18 protein-coding genes are annotated in these 21,339 nt (G+C 53.8%); 10 read left to right on the top strand and 8 right to left on the bottom strand.

What is annotated here, in order from left to right:
* Positions 1–72: 72 nt before the first annotated feature.
* From ACNRUY_RS18885 to aptA, 4 genes are all read right to left on the bottom strand, one after another.
* On the bottom strand, positions 73–1,500 hold the full coding sequence (locus ACNRUY_RS18885; protein ID WP_488113210.1) for an aspartate aminotransferase family protein: 1,428 nt from the start codon (positions 1,498–1,500) through the stop codon (positions 73–75).
* A gap of 56 nt (positions 1,501–1,556) precedes the next feature.
* Positions 1,557–2,915 carry a glutamine synthetase family protein gene (locus tag ACNRUY_RS18880; protein WP_488113209.1) on the bottom strand — a complete coding sequence of 453 codons (1,359 nt, stop codon included), beginning with the start codon at positions 2,913–2,915 and terminating at the stop codon, positions 1,557–1,559.
* 20 nt (positions 2,916–2,935) lie between these two features.
* Positions 2,936–3,703, bottom strand: coding sequence for a gamma-glutamyl-gamma-aminobutyrate hydrolase family protein (locus ACNRUY_RS18875; RefSeq protein WP_488113208.1), 768 nt, complete (start codon positions 3,701–3,703; stop codon positions 2,936–2,938).
* 227 nt (positions 3,704–3,930) lie between these two features.
* A complete protein-coding gene (aptA, locus tag ACNRUY_RS18870) occupies positions 3,931–5,310 on the bottom strand; it encodes an omega-aminotransferase AptA (protein ID WP_488113207.1) in 1,380 nt (459 codons plus the stop codon).
* A gap of 276 nt (positions 5,311–5,586) precedes the next feature.
* Here aptA and ACNRUY_RS18865 point away from each other — a divergent pair, with 276 nt between their 5' ends.
* The 10 genes from ACNRUY_RS18865 to ACNRUY_RS18820 all read left to right on the top strand — a co-directional run bounded on the left by ACNRUY_RS18865 (position 5,587) and on the right by ACNRUY_RS18820 (position 17,964).
* Entirely contained in the window at positions 5,587–7,083 is a 1,497-nt protein-coding gene (locus tag ACNRUY_RS18865) for an aldehyde dehydrogenase (protein WP_488113206.1), read from the top strand.
* Positions 7,084–7,167: 84 nt separating this feature from the next.
* Positions 7,168–8,466, top strand: a complete 1,299-nt coding sequence (locus ACNRUY_RS18860) for an NAD(P)/FAD-dependent oxidoreductase (protein ID WP_488113205.1) — start codon at positions 7,168–7,170, stop codon at positions 8,464–8,466.
* A 75-nt stretch (positions 8,467–8,541) separates the two neighbouring features.
* Complete coding sequence (locus tag ACNRUY_RS18855; protein ID WP_488113204.1) at positions 8,542–9,204, top strand: hypothetical protein; 663 nt, start codon at positions 8,542–8,544, stop codon at positions 9,202–9,204.
* A gap of 340 nt (positions 9,205–9,544) precedes the next feature.
* Entirely contained in the window at positions 9,545–10,546 is a 1,002-nt protein-coding gene (locus ACNRUY_RS18850; protein WP_488113203.1) for an AAA family ATPase, read from the top strand.
* 1 nt (position 10,547) lies between these two features.
* Positions 10,548–11,438: a DUF58 domain-containing protein gene (locus ACNRUY_RS18845; RefSeq protein WP_488113202.1), complete on the top strand. Its 891-nt coding sequence runs from the start codon at positions 10,548–10,550 to the stop codon at positions 11,436–11,438.
* Between the two features lie 31 nt (positions 11,439–11,469).
* Entirely contained in the window at positions 11,470–12,279 is an 810-nt protein-coding gene (locus tag ACNRUY_RS18840; RefSeq protein WP_488113201.1) for a hypothetical protein, read from the top strand.
* Positions 12,276–13,355 carry a vWA domain-containing protein gene (locus ACNRUY_RS18835; protein ID WP_488113200.1) on the top strand — a complete coding sequence of 360 codons (1,080 nt, stop codon included), beginning with the start codon at positions 12,276–12,278 and terminating at the stop codon, positions 13,353–13,355. The genes ACNRUY_RS18840 and ACNRUY_RS18835 overlap by 4 nt, the downstream gene beginning before the upstream one ends.
* Positions 13,352–15,091 (top strand): VWA domain-containing protein, encoded by a 1,740-nt coding sequence (locus ACNRUY_RS18830; protein ID WP_488113199.1) that lies wholly within the window; start codon positions 13,352–13,354, stop codon positions 15,089–15,091. Before ACNRUY_RS18835 ends, ACNRUY_RS18830 begins: the two co-directional genes overlap by 4 nt.
* Positions 15,092–17,125 (top strand): hypothetical protein, encoded by a 2,034-nt coding sequence (locus tag ACNRUY_RS18825; protein ID WP_488113198.1) that lies wholly within the window; start codon positions 15,092–15,094, stop codon positions 17,123–17,125.
* Positions 17,125–17,964, top strand: a complete 840-nt coding sequence (locus ACNRUY_RS18820) for an SH3 domain-containing protein (RefSeq protein WP_488113197.1) — start codon at positions 17,125–17,127, stop codon at positions 17,962–17,964. The genes ACNRUY_RS18825 and ACNRUY_RS18820 overlap by 1 nt, the downstream gene beginning before the upstream one ends.
* Here ACNRUY_RS18820 and ACNRUY_RS18815 read toward each other — a convergent pair.
* The 4 genes from ACNRUY_RS18815 to ACNRUY_RS18800 form a co-directional block, all read right to left on the bottom strand.
* Positions 17,947–18,534 (bottom strand): DJ-1/PfpI family protein, encoded by a 588-nt coding sequence (locus ACNRUY_RS18815; RefSeq protein ID WP_488113196.1) that lies wholly within the window; start codon positions 18,532–18,534, stop codon positions 17,947–17,949. The genes ACNRUY_RS18820 and ACNRUY_RS18815 overlap by 18 nt on opposite strands.
* A 28-nt stretch (positions 18,535–18,562) precedes the next feature.
* Positions 18,563–18,880, bottom strand: coding sequence for a DMT family transporter (locus tag ACNRUY_RS18810; RefSeq protein ID WP_488113195.1), 318 nt, complete (start codon positions 18,878–18,880; stop codon positions 18,563–18,565).
* A gap of 216 nt (positions 18,881–19,096) precedes the next feature.
* Entirely contained in the window at positions 19,097–20,416 is a 1,320-nt protein-coding gene (locus ACNRUY_RS18805; RefSeq protein WP_488113194.1) for an amidohydrolase, read from the bottom strand.
* Positions 20,417–20,627: 211 nt separating this feature from the next.
* On the bottom strand, positions 20,628–21,101 hold the full coding sequence (locus ACNRUY_RS18800) for a hypothetical protein (protein ID WP_488113193.1): 474 nt from the start codon (positions 21,099–21,101) through the stop codon (positions 20,628–20,630).
* Between the last annotated feature and the right edge of the window lie 238 nt (positions 21,102–21,339).

The raw sequence follows: 21,339 nt of genomic DNA, 5'->3' as shown, positions 1-21,339 counted from the left end.
TCCTTTTCGTTGTTTTTATGGTTGCTCTTTTCGCCCTGTCTCTTTTCGGATAGGCAGGGGCGAACGTTTTCCTTAACGGGCGTTAAGTGCTTTCATGGTCAAATCCAGGCACCTCCAGGCTTTGTCAATCAGTTCATCAATTTCAGATTGACTGATCACCAACGGAGGAGAAATGATCATGGTGTCGGCTACAGCCCTCATCACCAGACCATTACTGAAGCAGAAGTCACGGCAAAGGGTACCTGCAGTACCCTCGTTATCAAAGCGGGTTCTTGCTTTTTTATCATTGGTGATTTCCAGTGCGGCCACCATGCCGACTCCGCGGGTTTCACCCACCAGTGGGTGAGCCGACAGCTCTGCCCACCGTTGCTGCAGGTAAGGGCCGGTTTCGGTTCTGGCTTTCTCGACAATGCCTTCCCTCTGCAGAATCCGGATGTTTTCCAGGGCCACTGCCGCGGCGGAGGGGTGGCCGGAATAAGTGAACCCATGGTTAAAGTCGCCATTGGTTTTAACCACGTCTGCTACCCGGTCGCTGACCATGACGCCACCAATGGGCAGATAGCCTGAAGAAAGTCCCTTAGCCATGGGCATCAGGTCCGGTTTCAGCTGGTAATAGTCACTGCCGAACCACTCTCCGGTTCGACCAAAGCCGCAGATCACTTCATCTACCACAAGAAGAATGTCGTATTTTTTCAGAATGCGGTTGATTTCCGGCCAGTAGCTGTCGGGGGGGACAATCACCCCACCTGCACCCTGGATAGGCTCGGCAATAAAAGCGGCCACTTTATCTTCCCCAAGCTCCAGTATCTGTTCTTCAAGGGCCCGGGCCGCTTTTAGGCCAAACGCTTCCGGTGAAAGGTCTCCGCCCTCCCCATACCAATAGGGCTGCTGGATATGGACGATGCCTGGAATGGGGAGCCCCCCCTGCTTATGCATGGGCTTCATGCCACCCAGGCTGGCACCGGCTACGGTGGAACCGTGGTAGGCGTTTTCCCGGCTGATGATGACCTGTTTTTCCGGTTGCCCTTTGGCGGCCCAGTAGTGGCGGCTCATGCGCAACACAGTGTCGTTACACTCAGAACCGGAACCGGTAAAGAAAACATGGTTCATATGGTCCGGAGTGACTTCGGCCAGTTTTTCAGCCAGGTCAATGGCTGGAGAGTGGGTGGTTTTGAAAAAAGTGTTGTAGTAAGGCAGTTCCTGCATCTGGCGGCTGGCAGCATCCACCAGTTCCTGGCGGCCATAACCCACATTGACACACCAGAGCCCTGCCATGCCATCAAGAATCTTGTTGCCTTCACTGTCGTACAGGTAGACGCCTTTTGCCTTTTCTATAATCCGGGCCCCTTCTCTGGCCAGGGCCTCATTGTCCGCAAAGGGGTGGATATGGTGGCGATGATTGCGCTGCTGCCGTTCAAGGGTCGTGGTTTTATACTCTGCAACCGGACCTTCTGCGGCTTCCGGTTTTTCAGCGGATTTTTGAGTGAATGCCTGGCTCATTGTGGTTACTCCTGAATCTTTTTTTTGTTTTTTTCGTTATGGGTAGTGATGAGCTTTCAAACCGTCATCTGCAGATACTCTCTTTCCCAGGAGCTGATCACGCCCTTGAAGTTCTGGTACTCAGCCCGTTTGACTTCCACATAGGATTTCACAAATAACGGCCCCAGGGTCTCTTTCAGTACTTCGCTGCCTTCCATCAGCTCAAGGGCCTCTTCCAGGTTCAGGGGCAGGCGTCGATCACTGCCCTCTTCAGCGGCATTGCCGGTGACCGGCTGGCTGGGCTCAATGTTGTTGACCATACCCAGGTATCCGCACAGCAGAGAGCCGGCAAAAGCCAGGTAGGGGTTGGCATCGGCACCGGCCAGACGGTTTTCAACCCTTCTGCCGCTGGCGTTGGAGTCAGGCACACGGAGACTGACGGTTCGGTTGTCCAGTCCCCATGCCAGGTTGACCGGAGCGGACGTATTGGAAAGAAAACGACGATATGAGTTTACATTGGGCGCAAACAATGCCATGGCTTCTGACACATAGCGTTGCAGGCCGCCAATATAGTGGTAGAGCTTCTTGCTTGCGGTACCGTCCGGGTTGCTGAAAAGATTCTGTCCATTTTTATCCAGAAAACTCTGGTGCAGGTGCATGGAACTGCCGGGTTCATTGCTGATGGGTTTTGCCATAAAGGTTGCCCCGATGTCGTGTTTCAGGGCGGCTTCCCGCACCGTTCTCTTGAACACGAACACCTGGTCCGCCAGGGAAAGCGCATCTCCATGGCGGAAATTGATTTCCATCTGGGCAGCCCCTTCTTCATGGATCAAGGTATCCACGTCCAGTCCCTGGGCTTCACACCAGTCATACACATCCTCAAACAGGGGGTCGTACTCATTGGCGGCATCAATACTGTAGGACTGCCTGCCGGACTCGGGGCGGCCAGAGCGGCCAATAGGGGGCTGAAGGGGGTGATCCGGATTGGCGGTGCGCTTGGTCAGGTAAAACTCCAGCTCCGGTGCGACTACGGGAGTCCAGCCTTTGTCTTCATAAAGTTTCAGTACTTTTTTCAGAACTGTCCTGGGGGCGGTGCTGACCAGATCTCCCCGCTTGTCGTAACAGTCATGAATCACTAGAGCCGTGGGCTCTAGTGCCCAGGGCACCATATGGATGGCGTTTTCATCGGGCTTCAGAATCATGTCGATTTCCGCAGGGCTGACCAGGTCATCGAATATCTCATCAGCCACGTAATCCCCGGTCACTCCCTGGATCAGGATGCTTTCGGGCAACCGGATGCCTTTTTCCGCGATGAACTTACTGCTGGGCATGATCTTGCCCCGGGCAATCCCGGTAAAGTCGGCAATGACGGCTTCTACTTCGGTGATCTTGTTATCTTTTAACCAGCTGGTGACTTTTTTCATGCTGTTTGTCATAAGAAGGTCTGCTCTTTATTCTAAAACGGCTGTCGTTTTTGTTGCCTCAGCTGACAGGCTTCAGAGAAAGCCCGATACATTGTCATCGAGAACGGGTTGTGGGTGGCCTTGTATTCAGGGTGCCATTGAACGGCCAGGGCAAAAGCCCTGCCGTTGCTGACGGAGATGGCTTCAATCAGGCCATCCGGGGCCCGGGCCTCAATCTGCAGGTTGGCCCCAAGCCGGTCAATGCCCTGCATATGCACGGAGTTAACCATTCGTTCACCGGAGCCTGCTATCTGTTCCAGAAGCCCTCCGGGCTCAATGGTGATGGAGTGGGCGTCACCGTACTGAACATCCAGAGGGGCTGATTTATCCTCCCGGTGTTCAATATATTGACCGACTTCGTGAAGTTGCTGGTGCAGGGTGCCACCAAAAGCAACGTTCATTTCCTGAAGCCCCCGGCAGATACCCAGCAGGGGCAGGCCGAGCTCAATTGCGTCGGGTATGAACTGGAGTGTGGACGAGTCTCTCTGGGGGTCTTCATGGGCATCAGGCCCTGCCGGTTTCCCCTGGTAACGGAAGGGTTGAATATTGGAGTAGCCTCCGGTTACCAGCAACCCATCCAGCTGTGAAAACAGCTGCCGACTGTCCAGGGGCGTTGGCAGGGAAGGAATCAGCACAGGAATGGCTCCGGCTGCTTCCACGACGGATGTGATGTATTTTTCACCGGCCTGATGCACCCGGTGCAGACCCTGCACCGTTGTATCGGCTACAACACCGACCAGGGGCCGGGAGTGAGTTCGCATAGTACACCTTTTATTGTTATTTACTATGAAAGATTGACTATGAAAATGCTGCCATCTCTGATTTTTGTAGGATCTCCATGGGCTGGATAAACGGCTCTTTCTGTTCATCGCTGCTTCCATTTCCACCGGGCTGGTGGCAGAGAACTTACGACAGAGGGCTGGCATATCTGCCGTGCAGATTTTGTAACACCTCTGTCAAATATATTGCAAGCCTGTTTTTCCTGAACTTATCGACTAGCAAACAGTATGCCTTCTTTCAGTGTGGCGACCAGCTGATCGATATGCTTCTGTTCAATAATCAGCGGAGGCGACATAGCCAGTATGTCTCCGGTGCAGCGTACCAGTACGCCATTGTCGTAACTGTGCTTGAAGGTTTTGAAGCCACGCTCCCCCGGCGCGCCTTTTTTTGGTGCAAGTTCAATGGCTGCGACCAGACCAGTGTTGCGAATATCGATCACATTGGGCAGCTCTTTCAGGCTTAGCAGAGCGTCGGCAAACCGGCCCTCCATCTCAATGGTTCGCTGGAACAGCCCTTCTTGCTCATAGATATCCAGAGTGGCCAGACCCGCGGCGCAGGCAACTGGATGGCCGGAGTATGTGTAACCATGGAACAATTCGATCATGTTCTCCGGGCCGGTCATGTAGGCATTGTGAATTTCATCGCTCACGAACACGGCCCCCATGGGAATCACGCCATTGGTCAGGCCTTTGGCTGTGGTCATGATATCCGGCTCAACGTCCCACCGGGTGGAGGCGAATGCTTCACCTACCCGACCGAAGCCAGTGATGACTTCATCAAAAATCAGCAGGATGCCGTGTTTGCGGGTGATCTCGCGCAGCCGCTTCAGGTAACCCCTGGGAGGCATGATGACACCACCGGAGCCGGACATAGGCTCAACGATGACCGCAGCGATATTACTGGCGTCGTGGAGGGCAATGATCTGCTCCAGGGCATCGGCGAGTTCGACACCATGTTCCGGAAGGCCTTTGGTAAAGGCGTTAAGGTCAATGTTCAGGGTATGGGGCAGATGGTCGACTCCAGACAGGGCGTTGCCAAACATCTTCCGGTTATTGCCAATCCCGCCTACGGAAATGCCACCGAAATTGACACCATGATAACCGCGCTCCCGGCCTACCAGCCGTTGGCGGGTGGCTTCACCGTTCAGGCGGTGGTAGCCCAGGGCAATTTTCAGGGCGGTTTCTACCGATTCAGAGCCGGAGTTGGTGAAAAACACATGCTTGAGGCTGCCAGGAGCAATACTGGCCAGGCGCTCGGCAAACTCAAAGGCCAGGGGATGACCCATCTGAAAGGGAGGGGCGTAATCCAGTCTGACAACCTGTCGAGAAACAGCTTCTGAAATAGCCTGGCGCCCATGGCCGGCATTGACGCACCAGAGACCGGCGCAGCCATCCAGAACCGGACGACCTTTGTCGTCCTGGTAATACATGCCCTCAGCACTGACCAGCATGCGGGGTTGCTGCTTGAACTGACGGTTGGCGGTAAAGGGCATCCAGAAAGCGTCAAGGGAGACTGGGGCGGGATCGCTGTGGGGATGAAAACCGGCCATGGGGGTGGCGGCTGTTTTACTCAGGGTCAGCTCAGACATATCCATTCCTTTTTTTATTATTGAAATACGGTTGCCGGAAGCCCTGGCCTGTATTTCCTGGTTAGGTATTGATTATTCAGCTATAAAACGGGTGGCTGATTTTTTCTTGTTATGGTTACAGCCGCTGTCCTGACGGGCAGGATTTAAAACAGTGTGTACAATATTTCAAACATTCTGTGTTGAATCAAGCATTGCATTTAGTTAATGTGCAAATGATCAAACAGATGCCTAAAGCTGTGATGTAATCCATGACAAAAACAATAATCAGGAGCTGTGATGACTGTTCGTACCCGGGCTGAGTGGCAGGCCAAGGCAGACAAGCTGAATATCAGAGGCAAGGCGTGGATCAACGGTGAGTATGTTGATGCCAGCTCCGGTGAAACCTTTGACTGTATTTCCCCCATAGATGGCCGAAAACTGGCGGCGGTGGCCAGTTGCGATGAGCCAGATGTCCAGCGAGCGGTCGAAGTGGCCCGGGGTGTCTTTGAGTCTGGCGTATGGTCACGGATGGCTCCCGCTGGCCGCAAACGGATCCTCCAGGCGTTTGCCGACAAAATTGATGAGTCTCTGGAAGAGTTAGCCCTGCTGGAATCCCTGGATATGGGTAAGCCCATCAGTGATGCCCTGGGGGATGATATTCCCGGCAGTGCCAATTGTATCCGCTGGTGTGCGGAAGCCATCGATAAAGTATACGACGAAGTAGCTCCATCCGGCGAAAACAGCCTGGCACTGGTGACCCGAGAGCCGGCAGGTGTTGTCTCAGCCATTGTTCCCTGGAACTTTCCCCTGAATATGGCCAGCTGGAAGCTGGGGCCGGCCCTGGCAACCGGTAACTGTGTGATTCTCAAACCCTCTGAAAAATCCCCGTTAACGGCGATTCGTGTCGCTGAACTGGCGGAGCAGGCGGGATTGCCCAAAGGTGTCTTGCAGGTTTTGCCGGGTTTTGGCCACACCGCCGGAAAAGCACTGGCCTTGCATAAAGACGTTGACTGTCTGGCATTCACAGGCTCTACCCGTGTGGCACGGCAACTGATGGTTTATGCCGGTGAATCCAATATGAAACGAGTCTGGCTGGAAGCCGGCGGAAAGAGTCCAAACATCATTTTTGCCGATGCGCCGGATCTGGAAAAAGCCGCTGCCACTGCTGCCCTTGCCATTGGTTATAACCAGGGAGAGGTGTGTACTGCAGGCTCACGACTGCTGGTGGAAGCCTCCATCAAAGATGAATTTGTGGCGCTGTTGAAAAAGCATATGGACACCTGGCAGCCGGGGCACCCCCTGGATCCGGAAACCACTTCAGGGGCCATGGTGGATGATATTCAGACCCGCAATGTCCTCAAGTACATTCAGTCAGGAAAAGAGGACGGGGCCAAACTGGTGATGGGGGGAGAACAGGTCATGGAAGAGACCGGTGGCTTCTATATTCAGCCAACGGTATTTGATCAGGTGTCCAATGAGATGCGGATTGCCCGGGAGGAAATTTTCGGTCCCGTGGTGTCAGTGATTACGTTTACTGACGAAGAAGAAGCGGTCCGGATCGCCAATGATACGGATTATGGCCTGGCGGCAGCCGTTTGGACGGAAAACCTGAGCCGGGCCCACCGGGTGTCCAGGCGACTCAGGGCCGGTTCGGTGTTTGTAAATAATTACCACGGCGGTGATATGACCGTTCCTTTTGGTGGGTTCAAGCAGTCCGGGAATGGCAGGGACAAGTCACTGCACGCTTTTGACAAATATACCGAGCTTAAAACCACCTGGATCGCGCTGGACTGACCAATCCATGCAATGAGCGGGCTGCGTTGCACGTCAGCAGCGGCTCGCTTTGCTCTGATAAAGAATAATAACAGGCCGTCATCTATGAAACTGAAAGCTCCGGTGCATACTGAACAGCATGCGTCCTCATACTACGCAGCCTCTGCTAATCGTCAGACTCAATATCCGGTCCTGGAGGAAAATATAACCGTCGACGTCTGTGTGGTAGGTGGTGGCTTTACCGGTGTGGCTACGGCACTGGAGATGGCGGAAAGAGGCTATAGTGTTGCCGTACTTGAAGCTCGAAAGATTGGCTGGGGAGCCTCCGGGCGAAACGGCGGGCAATTGATTCGCGGAATTGGTGAAGAGGTGGAGCAGTTCCGCAACCAGATTGGCGACCAGGGAGTAGAAGCCATTTATCAAATGGGCTTTGATGCGGTGGAGCTGGTTCGTAACCGGGTTAATAAATATGACATCCAGTGTGATTTGAAAATGGGGTATATGGATGCGGCCATAACGTCAAAGCACATGGAAGGCATTGAAGAGGAGTATGAGGGGCTGCAGAAGCGTCACTATGCCCATGAACTTCGTCTTTTGGATAAAAGTGATGTTCATAAGTTTGTGGGCAGTGAGCGGTATATTGGAGGAATGGTGGATAGGGGCAGTGGCCATCTCCACCCCCTGAATCTCTGTCTTGGGGAAGCCAGCGTGGCGGAGAAAATGGGAGTACAGTTTTATGAATACTCCCCGGTGACCAAAATACACAAGGGTGAACGCCCCAGGGTAGAGACCGGAAAAGGCTCGGTCACCAGTGATTTTCTGGTGCTGGCTGGAAACGCCTATATGGGAGAACTTGAGCCGAAAATCGGTGGTAAGGTGCTTCCCGCCGGAAGCTATATTATCGCCACAGAACCCCTGGAGGATCCTGTGTGGAAAGGGCTGATTCCTGAGGATATGGCGATCTGTGACGTCAGTGTTGCCCTGGATTACTTCCGGTTGTCGGCGGACCGGCGATTGCTGTTTGGGGGAATGTGCAATTATTCCGGACGGGACCCGAAGGATATTGTGAAGGCCCTGCGGCCGAAAATGCTTAAGGTGTTTCCTCAGCTGGCTTCAGCCCGTATCGACTATCACTGGGGAGGAATGATTGGTATCGGAGCCAACCGCATGCCCCAGATTGGACGACTCGAGAAGAATATTTATTACGCCCAGGCCTATTCCGGCCATGGGGTCAATGCCACTCATATGGCTGGCAGAGTAATGGCAGAAGCCATGACCGGCCAGGCAGAACGGTTTGATGTGTTTGCTGGTATCCGTCATATGACCTTTCCCGGTGGCAAATATTTCCGTTCCCCGATGCTGGCACTGGGGATGCTCTGGTACCGGTTGAAGGAGATGGTTTAGCGTATTTCGGATGGCAGACATACCGTGTAGCGTATCGTATTGATCTGGGTGAATACGCATTGAGAGGGATGAAGTATGCTTTTTCAGGTCGTGTTAAGTCGAATCATTTCGAACACGGTCTGTTGCCTGTTGATCTTTATCCTGAATGTTTTGCCGGGATTTGCCTTTAGCAATGATGAGCTGAAGCGCCTTATTGATGAAGGCGATGTAGATGGAATTATGGAGTTTATGAGTGAGCCGGGTTGTGAAAACCAGCTGAAGGCCATTCTTAACAATTCTGAAGATCTGATTCTGGAGTATGCCCTGTTCAAGGGTAATACTCCCCCGGAGGTTTTATTTGCCCTGCTCTTACGAGGGGCAAACCCCAATGTCTACATGCTGGATGATCATAACAACCATATTCTAAGTTCAGCTTCCACCATTGATGAAATTCTGCTGCTGCTGGTATTCGGTGCAAATCCATATGAATGCAATCAGTGGGAATGGGCATACGCCATTGATCACAAAAACCTCTTGCACGTTGCCCTTTATTCTTTGTGGGAAAAGATGAAGCAAAAGCATTTGTATCTTGGAGCCTACAGGCCAAAGAAGTACAGGGATTTTGTTTTGATTAAAGAGGAGTTTCCGCTGAGGCGACTGGACCGGTTGGTCGCATTTATGAGCTCGATGATACCTTATCGTGAGATACCGGAAGAGTTTGTGAATTTTTTCAAAGGGACCGGGGTTATTCTTTTTTAGCTGTGAAGTTTTGGAAAAGGAATTGCTGGTTCCATGCTTCTGAAAGGTGCCTGAAACCTGCCTCTTACTGACTTTTCCATAACACATGTCCTGAGCCGATATAGGCAATATCTGTCGTTAGCTTCTGTGTCTGCGTGTTGCCGGGTGAATCGTTTCGACAAGGTCATTGATCTACGTCAAACTTTTTTCCCCCGCCCTCTGTATCCTTCCTGTCCGACAATGAGAACGTTTACATAAGCCTGGTTGTAGCCCGGATCGACTGTGCCGGGATCAGGCTGGAAAAGGGAAGTTGAGCAACGCCACTGTCTGCAGCTGGTGGTTGCTGATTTGATGAAGAGCCATGCCTGACACAGAGAATACGCTGCCCCCCTCTACCCACCAGGAATCAGCCCTGGAAAAAATCACCCTACTCCGCCAGGAGGTCGCCAAGGTCATTGTGGGCCAGGAGGCTCTGGTGGAGCGCCTGATCCTGGCTCTGCTCTGTCGCAGTCATGTTCTGATTGAGGGTATTCCTGGGCTGGCGAAAACCCTGACAGTCAATACTCTGTCCCGGGCCCTTGGGCTGGATTTCAGCCGGATCCAGTTTACTCCCGATCTTTTGCCGGGAGACGTAACCGGCACCCTGATTTACAACCCGGCCACCGGGGAGTTCATTGCAGAGAAGGGGCCGGTGTTCGCCAATATTGTCTTGGCCGATGAGATCAACCGTTCCCCGGCCAAAGTACAGTCTGCGCTGCTGGAAGCCATGCAGGAAAAACAGGTAACCCTTGGCAAGGACATTGAGCCCTTACCCCATCCATTTCTGGTGCTGGCCACCCAGAACCCTGTTGAACAGGAAGGAACCTATCCGTTGCCGGAAGCACAGGTGGACCGGTTCATGTTCAAGTTGAAGGTGGACTACCCGGGCTTTGAGGATGAACTGGAGGTTATGCGTCGTGTAGCCAGGCCGAAAAACAGTGTCAAAGTCAGTCCAGTGCTCAGTCGGGAAGACCTTGAAGCCCTCTCTTCTGCAATGGAAGGAGTGTTTATCAGTCCAGCCCTTGAAAAGTACATTGTTCATTTGATTACTGCCACCCGCAGGCCTTGTGATTACGGGCTGGATATTGCTGACCTGATGCGCTTTGGGGCATCGCCCAGGGCAACCATCAATCTGGCACTGGCAGCCAGAGCCATGGCGGTGATCCGTGGCCGCGACCATGTGTTACCTGAGGATATCCGTGGTCTTGCACCGGACGTACTGAGGCACCGGATAGCGTTGAGCTACAAGGCAGAAGCCAGAGGGGTTACCTCGGACGCCCTGGTGGAGGCCATTCTGGCAAAAGTGGCGATTCCGGAACAGTGAGATGGACGAGCACCTTAACCAGCGGCTGCACCAGTTGCAGCTCTTTTGCAGGCACCGTGTCGACCATCTTCTGACGGGAAAGTACCGTTCCGTGTTCAAAGGGCAGGGACTGGAGTTTGATGAAGTTCGTGCCTACGCCCCCGGGGATGATGTCCGGACCATTGACTGGAATGTTACGGCCCGCTCCGGAGAGGTTCATATCAAGCGTTTCCATGAAGAGCGGGAGCTGAACCTGATTCTGGTGGTGGATAACTCACCTTCGTTTGCCTGGTCCAGCCAGGAGCCGGGTCGACAACAGGCGGCGGCTGAGCTTTGCGGCCTTCTGGGTTCAGCGGCACTGAGCAGCAATGACCGCATTGGCCTGATGCGGTTCAGCAACGGGATGGATGACTACCTGCCGCCGGCCAGGGGACGCAATCAGTTGATGCGCTGCCTGAGCCGACTGTTGGAGGAACCTGAACCCGTGTCTTCCAGTTCCATGGTGGAGGCTCTGGAGCACCTTAATCAGTTGAAGTTGAAACGCTCCATTATCGTGGTGGTATCGGATTTTTCTATGGAGGCGGTAACCGGGCCACTGGCAGAACTGTCCAGGCACCATGAGCTGATCGCCATTGCCATTGATGACCCTCGGGAAACTCAGTTTACCGGAGGGGGAATGCTGCACCTTCAGGATTGCGAAAATGGCACAACACAGTGGCTGGATCTGTCCTGTCCGTCGCTACAGGAAAGGTTCCAGAAAAACATGGAAGACCGGCTGCTGAGTCGCCAGCAGGACTTTGCCCAGTGGGGGGTGGACCTGGTCTGCCATCAGGTGGGGGATGATCCGGTGGAGACGCTGTTGTCCTACTTTCTCAGTCGCAGGCATCGGATAGAGGGGGAAACCGGTGGCTAAGCACTCACTTATCTTTTGGTTGCTGTTGTCTGTGAGCACACTGCTTCAGGCTGCCGGCAGTGTCAGTCCAGAGTCTTATATTGAGCTAACCGCTTCCGCTGAACAGGTCACACCGGGTCAGCTGATCGAGCTTCACTTGAACGTTCAATATGAAGACGGGGTTGAGGTTCGTTTTGTTCAGGAAAAGCAGCCCTGGGAAGACCTTGAGCGGGTGTCATTCAGCCAGTCGCAACCGGTCTGGGAGGCAGGGCTCTGGTTACAGTCTTTCACGCTTCAGGTAGCTGTGGGTGTGCCTGGAGAACATCCGCTGCCCACATTCACGGTGGACTTTTTCAGAGGCGGTGATCACTGGCAGATGAGTAGCCAGCCATTATCGGTTCAAGTGGTCTCTGCGTTTGCTGCGGCCGGGCCTGGGGGGAATGGGACGGGTCAGAGAAATGTTCAGCTTCAGAAGGTCATTCCACTGCCGGCAATGAACAAGGACCCTGATTTATCAGCCACAGCCGCCCTTCTGTTGATGGTTCTTTTTGGGGGGGCTGCTGCTGTCAGTATCTGGTTCAGGGGCAGGAAGGTCGCAAGCCCGAAGTCAGCGGTGCCAGCTATTTTGTCTCACGAGAGCTTGTCTCCCGAATGGCTGGCCAGGAAAGCAAACGACACCGGTGTTGCTGACTGGGAAGGACTCCGGTGTTGGTTGATGCAGGTAACAGGCAGTGACCCGCTGGGAAAACTCACGACTCATGAAGCTCTACTCCATGAGTATCAGAGGCTTCGTTTTACCCGGGACTCCCCTGTTGAAGCGTTTATTTCGTTGTGCAACGGCTGTCAGGAGAGATGGGGATGACTTTTGAATACCCGATGTTGCTCTGGCTGCTGCTAACCCTTCCGCTTCTGGGGTTTTTTCTCTGGGGGCGTCAGGGAAAGCAGGGGGTGGCTTATTCCCATCTTCCCTTGCTGAAAGGTCTTCCGGTCAGTGCGCGCCAGCAGTGGCTCTGGCTGCCATTGACCCTGCAGGTTCTGGCCCTTGGTGCATTGCTGGTTGCGGTAGCCCAGCCGGTCAGGCTGGTGGTGGACAGCACAGAGCAGAAAGAAGGTATTGCCATGGCTATTGTGCTGGATGTGTCGTCTTCCATGAAAATTCGCATGGATGTGCAAAAGGGCAATCATAAAGAGAGAAAAAGTCGCCTCAGTGTCGCCAAACAGGTGTTGGAGCGTTTTATTCTGGGTGAACAGGTTTCGTTGGCCGAGGGCTTTTCGAGAGCGAAACACCGCCTCCAGGGGCGGGGAGCAGACCTGATTTCCCTGGTGACTTTTGCCCGCTTCCCCAGGGTGGTCAGCCCTCTGACCAGTTCCCATGAGTCACTGGTGTTTATGGCCAGTGAGGTTGAGCCTCCCACGGTACCCGATGAGGATGGTACCGCTTTTGGTGATGCCACAGCCCTGGCCGCGGCTCAGCTCAGTGAGTATGAAAAAAATTACGGTTTGAAGGAAAAGGTAAAAAGCAAAATCCTGATTCTGCTTACCGACGGTGAAAATAATGCCGGTGACTTCAGCCCCGCCATGGCAGCAGAAATGGCCCGGGAGTGGGGGATCCGGGTTTACACCATTTTTATCGGGAATCCCCCTGGCAAAAGCCTGGGCCACCAGCTTGGCATAGCAGACAGTATTGACAACACCGAGCAGGTGGACTGGGTGCTTCAGGCCATGGCTGACCGAACCGGTGGCGTCTATCAGCGGGCCCATGATTATGATTCCCTGACCCGGGTCTACGAGGCCATTGATCAGCTGGAGACCTCCCGTCTCCAGACCCTGACATTTGAAGAGCGGATACCGGCGTTTCACTGGGCAGTGCTGTTGGCATTATTGGCACTGCTGGTGGCGGCAGCCCTCAATGCGACCTGGCTGAGGAGATTGGGATGAGTGATTGGACCCTGCTGGCCCCTCAGTGGCTCTGGCTGATGGGGGTGATTCCTTTATGGGGGGGGCTTGGGGTTTACCAGCGACAGAAAACCCTCGGGAATTTTCAAAGTTACCAGCGTCGTCCGGTTAAGCTTCAATACCGTGTGGGCGCCATGGGGGGCATGATGCTTTCCATCACCCTGCTGGTGCTTGCTCTGGCCCGGCCAGCCTGGAACCCGCAACCACGCCCCATTACCGAACAGGGCCGGGACCGGATCTTTCTGCTGGATGTTTCCCGTTCCATGCTGGCGGCTGATGCACGCCCGAACCGTCTGGAGGCCGCGCGTACCGCTATCCGTCAAACGTTGGGGACTTCCTGTTCCAACCGTTCTGGACTGGCAGTATTTGCCGGTGTGACCTCCATTCTGTCGCCACTGACCTGCGACCAGTTGTTTTTCAGTAACAAGCTGGACAGTGTCAGCCCTGATTCCGTGGCCCAGGGAGGAACCCGGATTCAGGATGCACTGATGACCGTTCTGGAAAAAATGGTGGACCCCAAAGCTGGGGCCCGGGCCGTGGACATTGTTTTGATCACCGATGGGGAGGATCTGGGAGAGACACCCGATAAGGCCCTGGCTCTGTTAAATAAAATGGGGGCCCGGCTGCTGGTGATTGGCCTGGGAGACAGCCAGTTTGGTGCCAGAGTGCCTGCCCGCGAAGGGGAAGGCTGGACTCAGTATGAGGGCCGAGAGCACTGGAGCCGGATGGATGAGGCAAGCCTCGGAGAGCTTGCCCGGGGAGCCAGTCAGGGCATCTTTTTCCCGGTGGGAACGTCCTGGCTGGATCTGCCCGTGATTCTGGACCAGCTTCAGACCCTCTGGCCTGGAGAGAACCGGGCCCGGGGGGAAGTGATGGAATATACCGAGGGGTATCCGTGGTTGCTGGCAATGGCTCTGCTGATGCAACTGGGTTTACTGCTCTGGTCAGACCTCTGGCGAAGCAGGGCGATGGTGATAGGAATACTTGCTCTGTCGTTTAACGCCCAGGCGACGGTTCCCGGGGACAGTGATCTTGCCCAGGCCCCCTGGCAGATGGAAAAGCTGGCCAATACCCTGCTGGAGGATCAGCTTTATGAGGAAGCCTCAGAGGTCTGGCGACAGATTATTGCTCTGGCAGACCGGCCGGATCTGGCGGTAGCGGCCAACTATAACCTGGCGACCACCTTGATTCTTACGGCTGAGAGCCTGGATGCGGCGCAACTGGCAGCCATGGACCCGGATGAAGTGGCCCGGCTTATGGAGGAAGGACCCATGGACCCGAAGGCCTACTACGATGAAGCCCGGCAGATTTTCCGTCATATTCTGCAGGTGGATCCGGCTCACCAGCCCAGCCAGCGTAACCTTGAATGGCTGGTCTGGCAGGATCAGATCCGCCGCCCGCCGGAATCCCCCCAGCCCCAGGAACAACAACCGCCCCCGGAACAGCAGGACCCTGAGGGTGAAGAGGGAGAAGCCTCTGATCAGGAGGAAAAGCCGGACCAGGGTGAGTCCCGGTCTGACCAGGATCGTTCCATGGAAGAGATGGAGCCTGCGGATGAGGAGTCTGACCGGGAAAGCATGAATCAGTCGTTTGAAAATAGGCAGTGGCCTTCGCCCTCTGCCAGTGCCGAGGAGGTGTTGAACCAGGCAAAAGTACGTGAAGGACTGGAACAGCAGGAGCGACGTAGAAACCAGATACCGGTGGAGCGGGACTGGTAGATGAATCCGCGGGCTCAACATGAAAAACGGCAAGTGACCGGTTTTTCAGGGAAAAGAATCAAAGTGAGTGATGGCACACAGATGAAATCGGATGGTTGGAAAATAAGATCTGCTGGCTGGTTATACACGACGATAGGCCTGTTGATGGCCATGCTTCTGATAGTGGGGTTGTGTACAGGGCTGCTCCCGGGAAAAAGCCTGGCGACCGACCGTGATGAAGTGCACTGGCAGCTGAGCATAGAATCCCTGTCAGGGAGCACTGCAGAAAAAAACACGGCCGATCTGTGGTTGGGTCAGCCTGCGGACTTTATGGTGGTCTCCCTGGCACCACCGGCCTCGGGGTTAACACTGGAGGTTTCCGATCCTGGCGATTTTACGGTTATCCAGCGTCCCCCGGTACCCATCAACCGGGGGGGAGTGGAGGGTGCGGGCTACCCAGTCCGTCTCACGGCCATGAAGTCGGGAGATCTCCAGCTGCCCGTATTTTCACTGAGCCATGGGGGAAACAGAAAGACTGTTACGTCCTCGGTAGAGGTAAAAGCACCCCAGCAAAGTGACGCGCTGACGTTTTCGGTGGAGAGAAGTGCAGGCCGGATTTATCTGGGGCAGAGCATCCGTCTCCGGGTGGAGTGGGTTTCCAATCTGCCCCTGCAGGCGTTGAAAGCGGTCAGTATTATGATACCGGAAATGGAAAAAGCGTGGATCCGGACATTGCAGCCTGCCATTGGCATTACCTCAGAATCCCCAGACAGCATTGGACTTCCTGTGGGCGGTCGACGTGCAATGGCTCAGTGGGAGAGCCGGGCGGATGGCTCTGTCAGCCTTCATTTTGAGACCATTATTCAGCCTCGTAAGGCCGGGGAGTTTCGTTTCTCTGCTCCGTTCATTCTGACCAGTGTTGATGGGGAAATGCTGGAGTTCAGCCCTGGACAGTTCCGGGGCATGCCGTACCCTGCTCATTTTGACAATAACTTTTTTGATGCTGACGATTTGGGTGCCGACCATAGCCCTGCCCGGAAGTCAGAGCGGCTGATGGCTATGGCCAAGCCCTTTACCTTGAGGGTGGATGCCCTGCCGGAAGGGGCTCCGGAACACTTTTCCGGAGTGGTCGGGCGTCCGGATATCAGGGTGACCGTGTCGCCTGATGACGTTCACCAGGGAGAACCGGTTCAGGTCAGTTTTGAGATCACCCATCCCGACCTTGAAGTGTTCCCGGTGCCTGACTTGCAGCAACAGGCCGCTTTTGGCCATTCATTTGATGTTCCTGGCAAGCCCGGTCCGGCCCGTTATCAGAAAAGGGAAAATAAAACTCTGGTCAAGCAGGCGAATCAGAGTATTTTTCCCCGTCAGGCAGACGTCAGCTCTGTTCCCCCCCTGGTCATTAACTACTTTGATCCGGAGTCAGGACTCTATCGGGATTATGTGACCGAGCCCTTGCCTATTAATGTCCGGGCTTCTGAGCAGTTCAACCTGAGCAACAGTGAGCTGTCTGCGGATGTGAAGCTCAAGAACCCGGTCCAGGTGGATGAAGAGGGTATCTGGGAGCACGTCTGGGGCGAAAAGCTGCTGACCCGTTCCGGGGAGAGTGTTTCCGGTTTTGCCTGGTGGGTTCTTTTTGCCGGAGTACCTCCTTTGCTGGTGATAGTGGCACTTTTGCCTTCAATAAAGAAAAGGCTGCGGGCTAACCGTCAGCGGCGGGCACTGATCCAGTTTCAGTTACAACTGAACGACGGTGGTGATCCTTATCAGCTGCTGGGTCACTATTTATACCGGCGGGTTGGTTTGCCACCTTCACAACTGAGTGCGGCTGGGCTTCAACAAACTCTGGCAGCCAGGCGAGCGCCCTCTCATTTGACTGAGTTTTTCCGTCAATGGATAGAGCGGTATCAACGGTCCATCAGCACCGGAGAAAACGCGTTGGACTCTGCCGCCAGAGATGAGCTGCTGGGCCGGGTCAGGGAGCTGGACCGGTGGCTGGGAAAACCGGAGACAGAAGCGAATGCTGAGGGTGTAAAGACGGGAGTCGTTTTGTGATGAGAAACTGGTTTAGAAGACGAATGCCTCTCAATAAAGCCCTGTTGTCCGGTTTGTATGCACTGCTTCTCCTTTCAGGGATGATGGCGCCGGCACTGGCCAATGATTCGGATCTTTCCCGGCAATTAACCGCTTTGCGTGAAACTCATCAGCAGGCCATTGAACTCAGTCTCAGCCATCCTTCCAAAGCCCGTTTGGCCCATGCCATGGTAGCCGGGCAACTTGAGTCACTTCGGGATCAGGAGGGTTCACAAGCGCTGGATGGTGGGGCTCTGGCCTACAATATCGGCAACAGCTGGTATCATGCCGGGCAGTACGGCAAAAGTATTCTCTGGTACCGCCGGGCCCAGGAGCAGGGCTTCAATACTCCGGAACTGGAGCACAACCTGCGATTTGTCCGTGCCAGCCGGCTGGACGATCTTCCTGAATTATTTGGTAACCAATGGTTAAGTGACGTGTATCTGGCGGCTGGAGGCCCGTTCTGGCTGGCCATCAGCGCCGTGGTTTATCTGATGTTCTGGTGGCAGTTATGGACATTGCTCAGTGGTTGCTCCCAGGGTAAAGGGCGACTTTACGGGGTAGCTGCGGGCCTTGTGCTGGTATCTGCCAGTCTTGTGTTCAGGCTGGCTTATTCTCCCCCGGAAAGTGATGGCGTGATCACCAGTATGCACACCACTGCCAGGAAAGGGCCGGGACTGATTTTTGCCCCGGCGTTTACCAGCCCCCTGAACCAGGGGACTGAGTTTATTCTTCTGCAGGAGCAGGGGAGATGGCGGGAAGTGAGGCTCAGTAATGGTCGGACGGCCTGGCTGACTGCCAATTCAACAACGCTTTTGTGAGCCATCAAAATCCATTTGTCGAGCAGTCAGCTCCGACAGCTTCTGGCTATGCAGGCGGTTGACAATGTGCAAGCTCATGTCAATACCAGCGGAAATTCCCGCAGATGTGATGATGTTTCCCTCATCCACCCAGCGTGTTGAGTCAACCACATTGAGCCCGGGGTATTGCTCGCGCAGGTCAACAATGTCCTCCCAGTGAGTGGTTACCGTTTGATTGGTGAGAATGCCGGCTTCTGCCAGCAGAAAGGCTCCGGTACAAACGGAAGCGGTCAGGCTGACCTGCCGGCTCTGGACTGAAATCCATTCCAGCACCTGTGGTTTATCCAGCTCTTTGGTATGGACGCCTCCAACCACCATTAAAACATCAAGGGACGGGTGGTTTTCAATACTATAGGCAGGTTGAACAGTGAAACCTCCTCTGGCCACCACTGGCTCCCCGGACTCGCTGATCAGAAAGGGCTTGAAAAAAAACTCTGGCACACTGAGCCTGGAAGCGGTAGAGAACACCTCAAAGGGGCCGGAAAAATCCAGCACTTCCGCCTGGTCGTAAATATAAATTCCAATGTTCATTGTTTTTATTCCTGATTCCGGCTCACAGCTAGTGAGCCAATTTGAGGGTAATGACCCCGGCAATGATCATCAGTACCCCCAGATAACGCCCCAGACTGGCAGGGTCACCGTAAAAGATCATGCCCACCATAAACGTGCCCGCTGCGCCAATGCCTGTCCAGACGGCGTAAGAGGTTCCCAGGGGGATCTCCTTTTGAGCCAGCCACAGCATCCAGCCACTGAGGGAGATGAAAAACACCGCCAGAAGGATACCCTGCCAGCGGGTATCGCTCTGTTGTGCCATTTTAAGTCCTACTGGCCAGCCCACTTCAAACAGGCCAGCCAGTATCAGATATATCCAGGCCATTGGTTTATCCTGTCAGGAAAACAAAGAGTTTAAGAGTGAGCCTGACCTTTCCACAAGTGAATGGGGTCTTTTTCAATATCCTTCTGGAAAACAGATTTGCCTCCTGAGGGAAGCTGCTTTGTTAAAGTTAATGGATTCCTCCTCCAAAGGGAGAGGTCCCCGCAAAGTGAATTCAAGCCTTTGCGGGGGGAATGCAGAGTGAGGCAATGATGCCTCTTAAGGGGTTAAAAAAGAGAGTACTACCGAGGTTAATGCTGTTGTCCCCGCCGCGATTGCAGGCAGTTCAACAACGTAACGGGGATTATGATTTAACACTTCTGGTAGCTGACCTTTTTCCATGAAATTACGGTAGACATCCTTTCTTCCTGAGCCGATTTCAACGTAGAGAATCCGGGTGTCAGGGTAGGGGGAGCCCAGCATATGAAAGTCCTCTGAGCCCATTACAGGAGGCATTCCCATCAGCACTTTGTCTTTTCCAAGTGCGACTTCCATAGCAGCCCGTGCCGTATCTTCAGAGCCGTTGATAACGGGTTTTGAGTAACCTTTCATGGTGTAGGTGGGCATCCGGTTCTTTGGAATGCCATACATTCGGGCAATATTGTCTGTGACCGACTTTATGCCTTTAATCATTTGCTCCCGCTCTGCTTCAGTGTACCAGCGAAGGTTGACTTTCAGGGTTGCTGAATCAGGAATGATGTTATTGCTGTCACCTGCCTGAATGGCTCCCACCGTCAGAACAGCAGGCTGAGCCTGGTCAAGGGAGCGGGCGACAACGGCCTGATACCCCATAATGGCCATGGCTGCCATTACCACGGGGTCTTTGGCGGCGTGGGGGGTGGAACCGTGGCCGCCAACCCCTTGAATAACCACATCCATCTGGTCGGTGCCAGCCATCCGTCGACCATCATTGATCGCCACTGAACCGGCTGGCACAACCCCCATGGTATGACCCGATATAATGATGTCGGGTTTTGGGGCTAATTTGTACAGGCCATCATTGACCATGGCGGTAGCCCCGAGAATAGGCTCCTCTGCGGGTTGGGCTACCAGCACAGCGGTTCCTGACCATTCCCCCCTTCGGGCTGCGAGCTGCTTTGCCAGGCCAATCAGCCAGACTGTATGGGCATCATGACCACAGGCATGCATTACGGGGAGCTCTACCCCATTGGCGTCTTTTTTGACGGCAGTGCTTTTGTAAGGTAGGCGGGTTTCTTCTTTGATAGGAAGTGCATCCATATCGCTACGAAACATCACTACCGGGCCCGGACCGTTTTCAAGAATGCCGACCACACCGGTTTTGGCAATACCCGTATGGACCTCAAAGCCATTGGCTTTTAACTCTCTGGTTACCAGGGCGGCGGTTTCATGTTCCATGAAAGCGTGTTCAGGGTTCTGATGCAACTGTTTGAAGAGTTCAACCAGCCGCTTTTCGTCGCTGGCTACTGAACTGGCCAGGTTGGACGCGATGGCTGAAGAACTGAGTCCGAAGAGCATCAGGATGGTGACTGCCAGGATACGAATTCTTGTTGTTTTCATTCTGAATGACCGATTAAGCGGTTACTGGAAGTGCCGGTGCTTCAGGCTTGAGTGTAAAGAGCAGGTGAAGGCTATATACTCTTTGTTATAAACGACACTATATCGTTATAGGCGTCGGCCCATTATACCCGCATGGGCAGGAATTAATACAGAATTGCACCCACTAGTGGCCAGGGGCTGCTTTGCCCCTGACCAAAAATGCAGTGATGGTTCAAAGCTCCTCTTTTATTGGGGAGGTAACATAGGGTTTAGGGAAGCGGTTATGCATTGCCTGGAAAAGAGAGATATTTATTTGCAGTTTGCTTAAAATAAAATCCATAACCTGTGGTAAAATAACTTTATTTTCTATTACTGTGTGCCGGTATTCACTAACTGTGATACTGGCTATCAGAAACAGTGTAAATTTCAGCTCAAGGGTTTGTGTCATGGATTTTATTAAGTTGGCATCCTCTGGATATCTGTTTTCCAGCTTTAGAATATCGTTAACAAGTATATTGACAAGTTGCCGCCACTGATCGTTATACAGTCTGTGGTCACGGCTGTACTGTATCATTGCTTCGAGATCCGGTTTTTCTCCCTGTCCCTCCCAGAGCCATGTAATATCTGCCTGGGGACAGATATCTGGATCGCAGTGACCATAGAAGGTCTTCTTGTTTTTTGCCATGGTTTGAACAAGGTTGGGCATTTCAGAACCCCAGCCCCCATATGAATGCCAGAGGCGCTGTTCAAATTAAATGTTGCTAACATGGTCTATACTCCCTGAGCATGAGAATTGTCGTGTAAAGTGGAGTTCCAGCCATGAAACCTCAGCAATTCCAAGACATCCTGAAGTCCATACCCATGATGTCCCCAGAGCAGATCGGTGTCCTCCATAAAACTCTGCCGCCCTCACCCATTGCCGGTGATGCACAAGGTATTTCCGG

The sequence above is a fragment of the Endozoicomonas sp. Z74 genome (assembly GCF_057680865.1).
This window is presented reverse-complemented; position numbering and strand designations above follow the sequence as displayed.

Excerpts from the sequence above, each read along its gene's own strand:
- ACNRUY_RS18885 (WP_488113210.1), bottom strand. The coding sequence starts at position 1,500 with ATGAGCCAGGCATTCACTCAAAAATCCGCTGAAAAACCGGAAGCCGCA.
- ACNRUY_RS18880 (WP_488113209.1), bottom strand. The coding sequence starts at position 2,915 with ATGACAAACAGCATGAAAAAAGTCACCAGCTGGTTAAAAGATAACAAG.
- ACNRUY_RS18875 (WP_488113208.1), bottom strand. The coding sequence starts at position 3,703 with ATGCGAACTCACTCCCGGCCCCTGGTCGGTGTTGTAGCCGATACAACG.
- aptA (WP_488113207.1), bottom strand. The coding sequence starts at position 5,310 with ATGTCTGAGCTGACCCTGAGTAAAACAGCCGCCACCCCCATGGCCGGT.
- ACNRUY_RS18865 (WP_488113206.1), top strand. The coding sequence starts at position 5,587 with ATGACTGTTCGTACCCGGGCTGAGTGGCAGGCCAAGGCAGACAAGCTG.
- ACNRUY_RS18860 (WP_488113205.1), top strand. The coding sequence starts at position 7,168 with ATGAAACTGAAAGCTCCGGTGCATACTGAACAGCATGCGTCCTCATAC.
- ACNRUY_RS18855 (WP_488113204.1), top strand. The coding sequence starts at position 8,542 with ATGCTTTTTCAGGTCGTGTTAAGTCGAATCATTTCGAACACGGTCTGT.
- ACNRUY_RS18850 (WP_488113203.1), top strand. The coding sequence starts at position 9,545 with ATGCCTGACACAGAGAATACGCTGCCCCCCTCTACCCACCAGGAATCA.
- ACNRUY_RS18845 (WP_488113202.1), top strand. The coding sequence starts at position 10,548 with ATGGACGAGCACCTTAACCAGCGGCTGCACCAGTTGCAGCTCTTTTGC.
- ACNRUY_RS18835 (WP_488113200.1), top strand. The coding sequence starts at position 12,276 with ATGACTTTTGAATACCCGATGTTGCTCTGGCTGCTGCTAACCCTTCCG.
- ACNRUY_RS18830 (WP_488113199.1), top strand. The coding sequence starts at position 13,352 with ATGAGTGATTGGACCCTGCTGGCCCCTCAGTGGCTCTGGCTGATGGGG.
- ACNRUY_RS18825 (WP_488113198.1), top strand. The coding sequence starts at position 15,092 with ATGAATCCGCGGGCTCAACATGAAAAACGGCAAGTGACCGGTTTTTCA.
- ACNRUY_RS18820 (WP_488113197.1), top strand. The coding sequence starts at position 17,125 with ATGAGAAACTGGTTTAGAAGACGAATGCCTCTCAATAAAGCCCTGTTG.
- ACNRUY_RS18815 (WP_488113196.1), bottom strand. The coding sequence starts at position 18,534 with ATGAACATTGGAATTTATATTTACGACCAGGCGGAAGTGCTGGATTTT.
- ACNRUY_RS18810 (WP_488113195.1), bottom strand. The coding sequence starts at position 18,880 with ATGGCCTGGATATATCTGATACTGGCTGGCCTGTTTGAAGTGGGCTGG.
- ACNRUY_RS18805 (WP_488113194.1), bottom strand. The coding sequence starts at position 20,416 with ATGAAAACAACAAGAATTCGTATCCTGGCAGTCACCATCCTGATGCTC.
- ACNRUY_RS18800 (WP_488113193.1), bottom strand. The coding sequence starts at position 21,101 with ATGCCCAACCTTGTTCAAACCATGGCAAAAAACAAGAAGACCTTCTAT.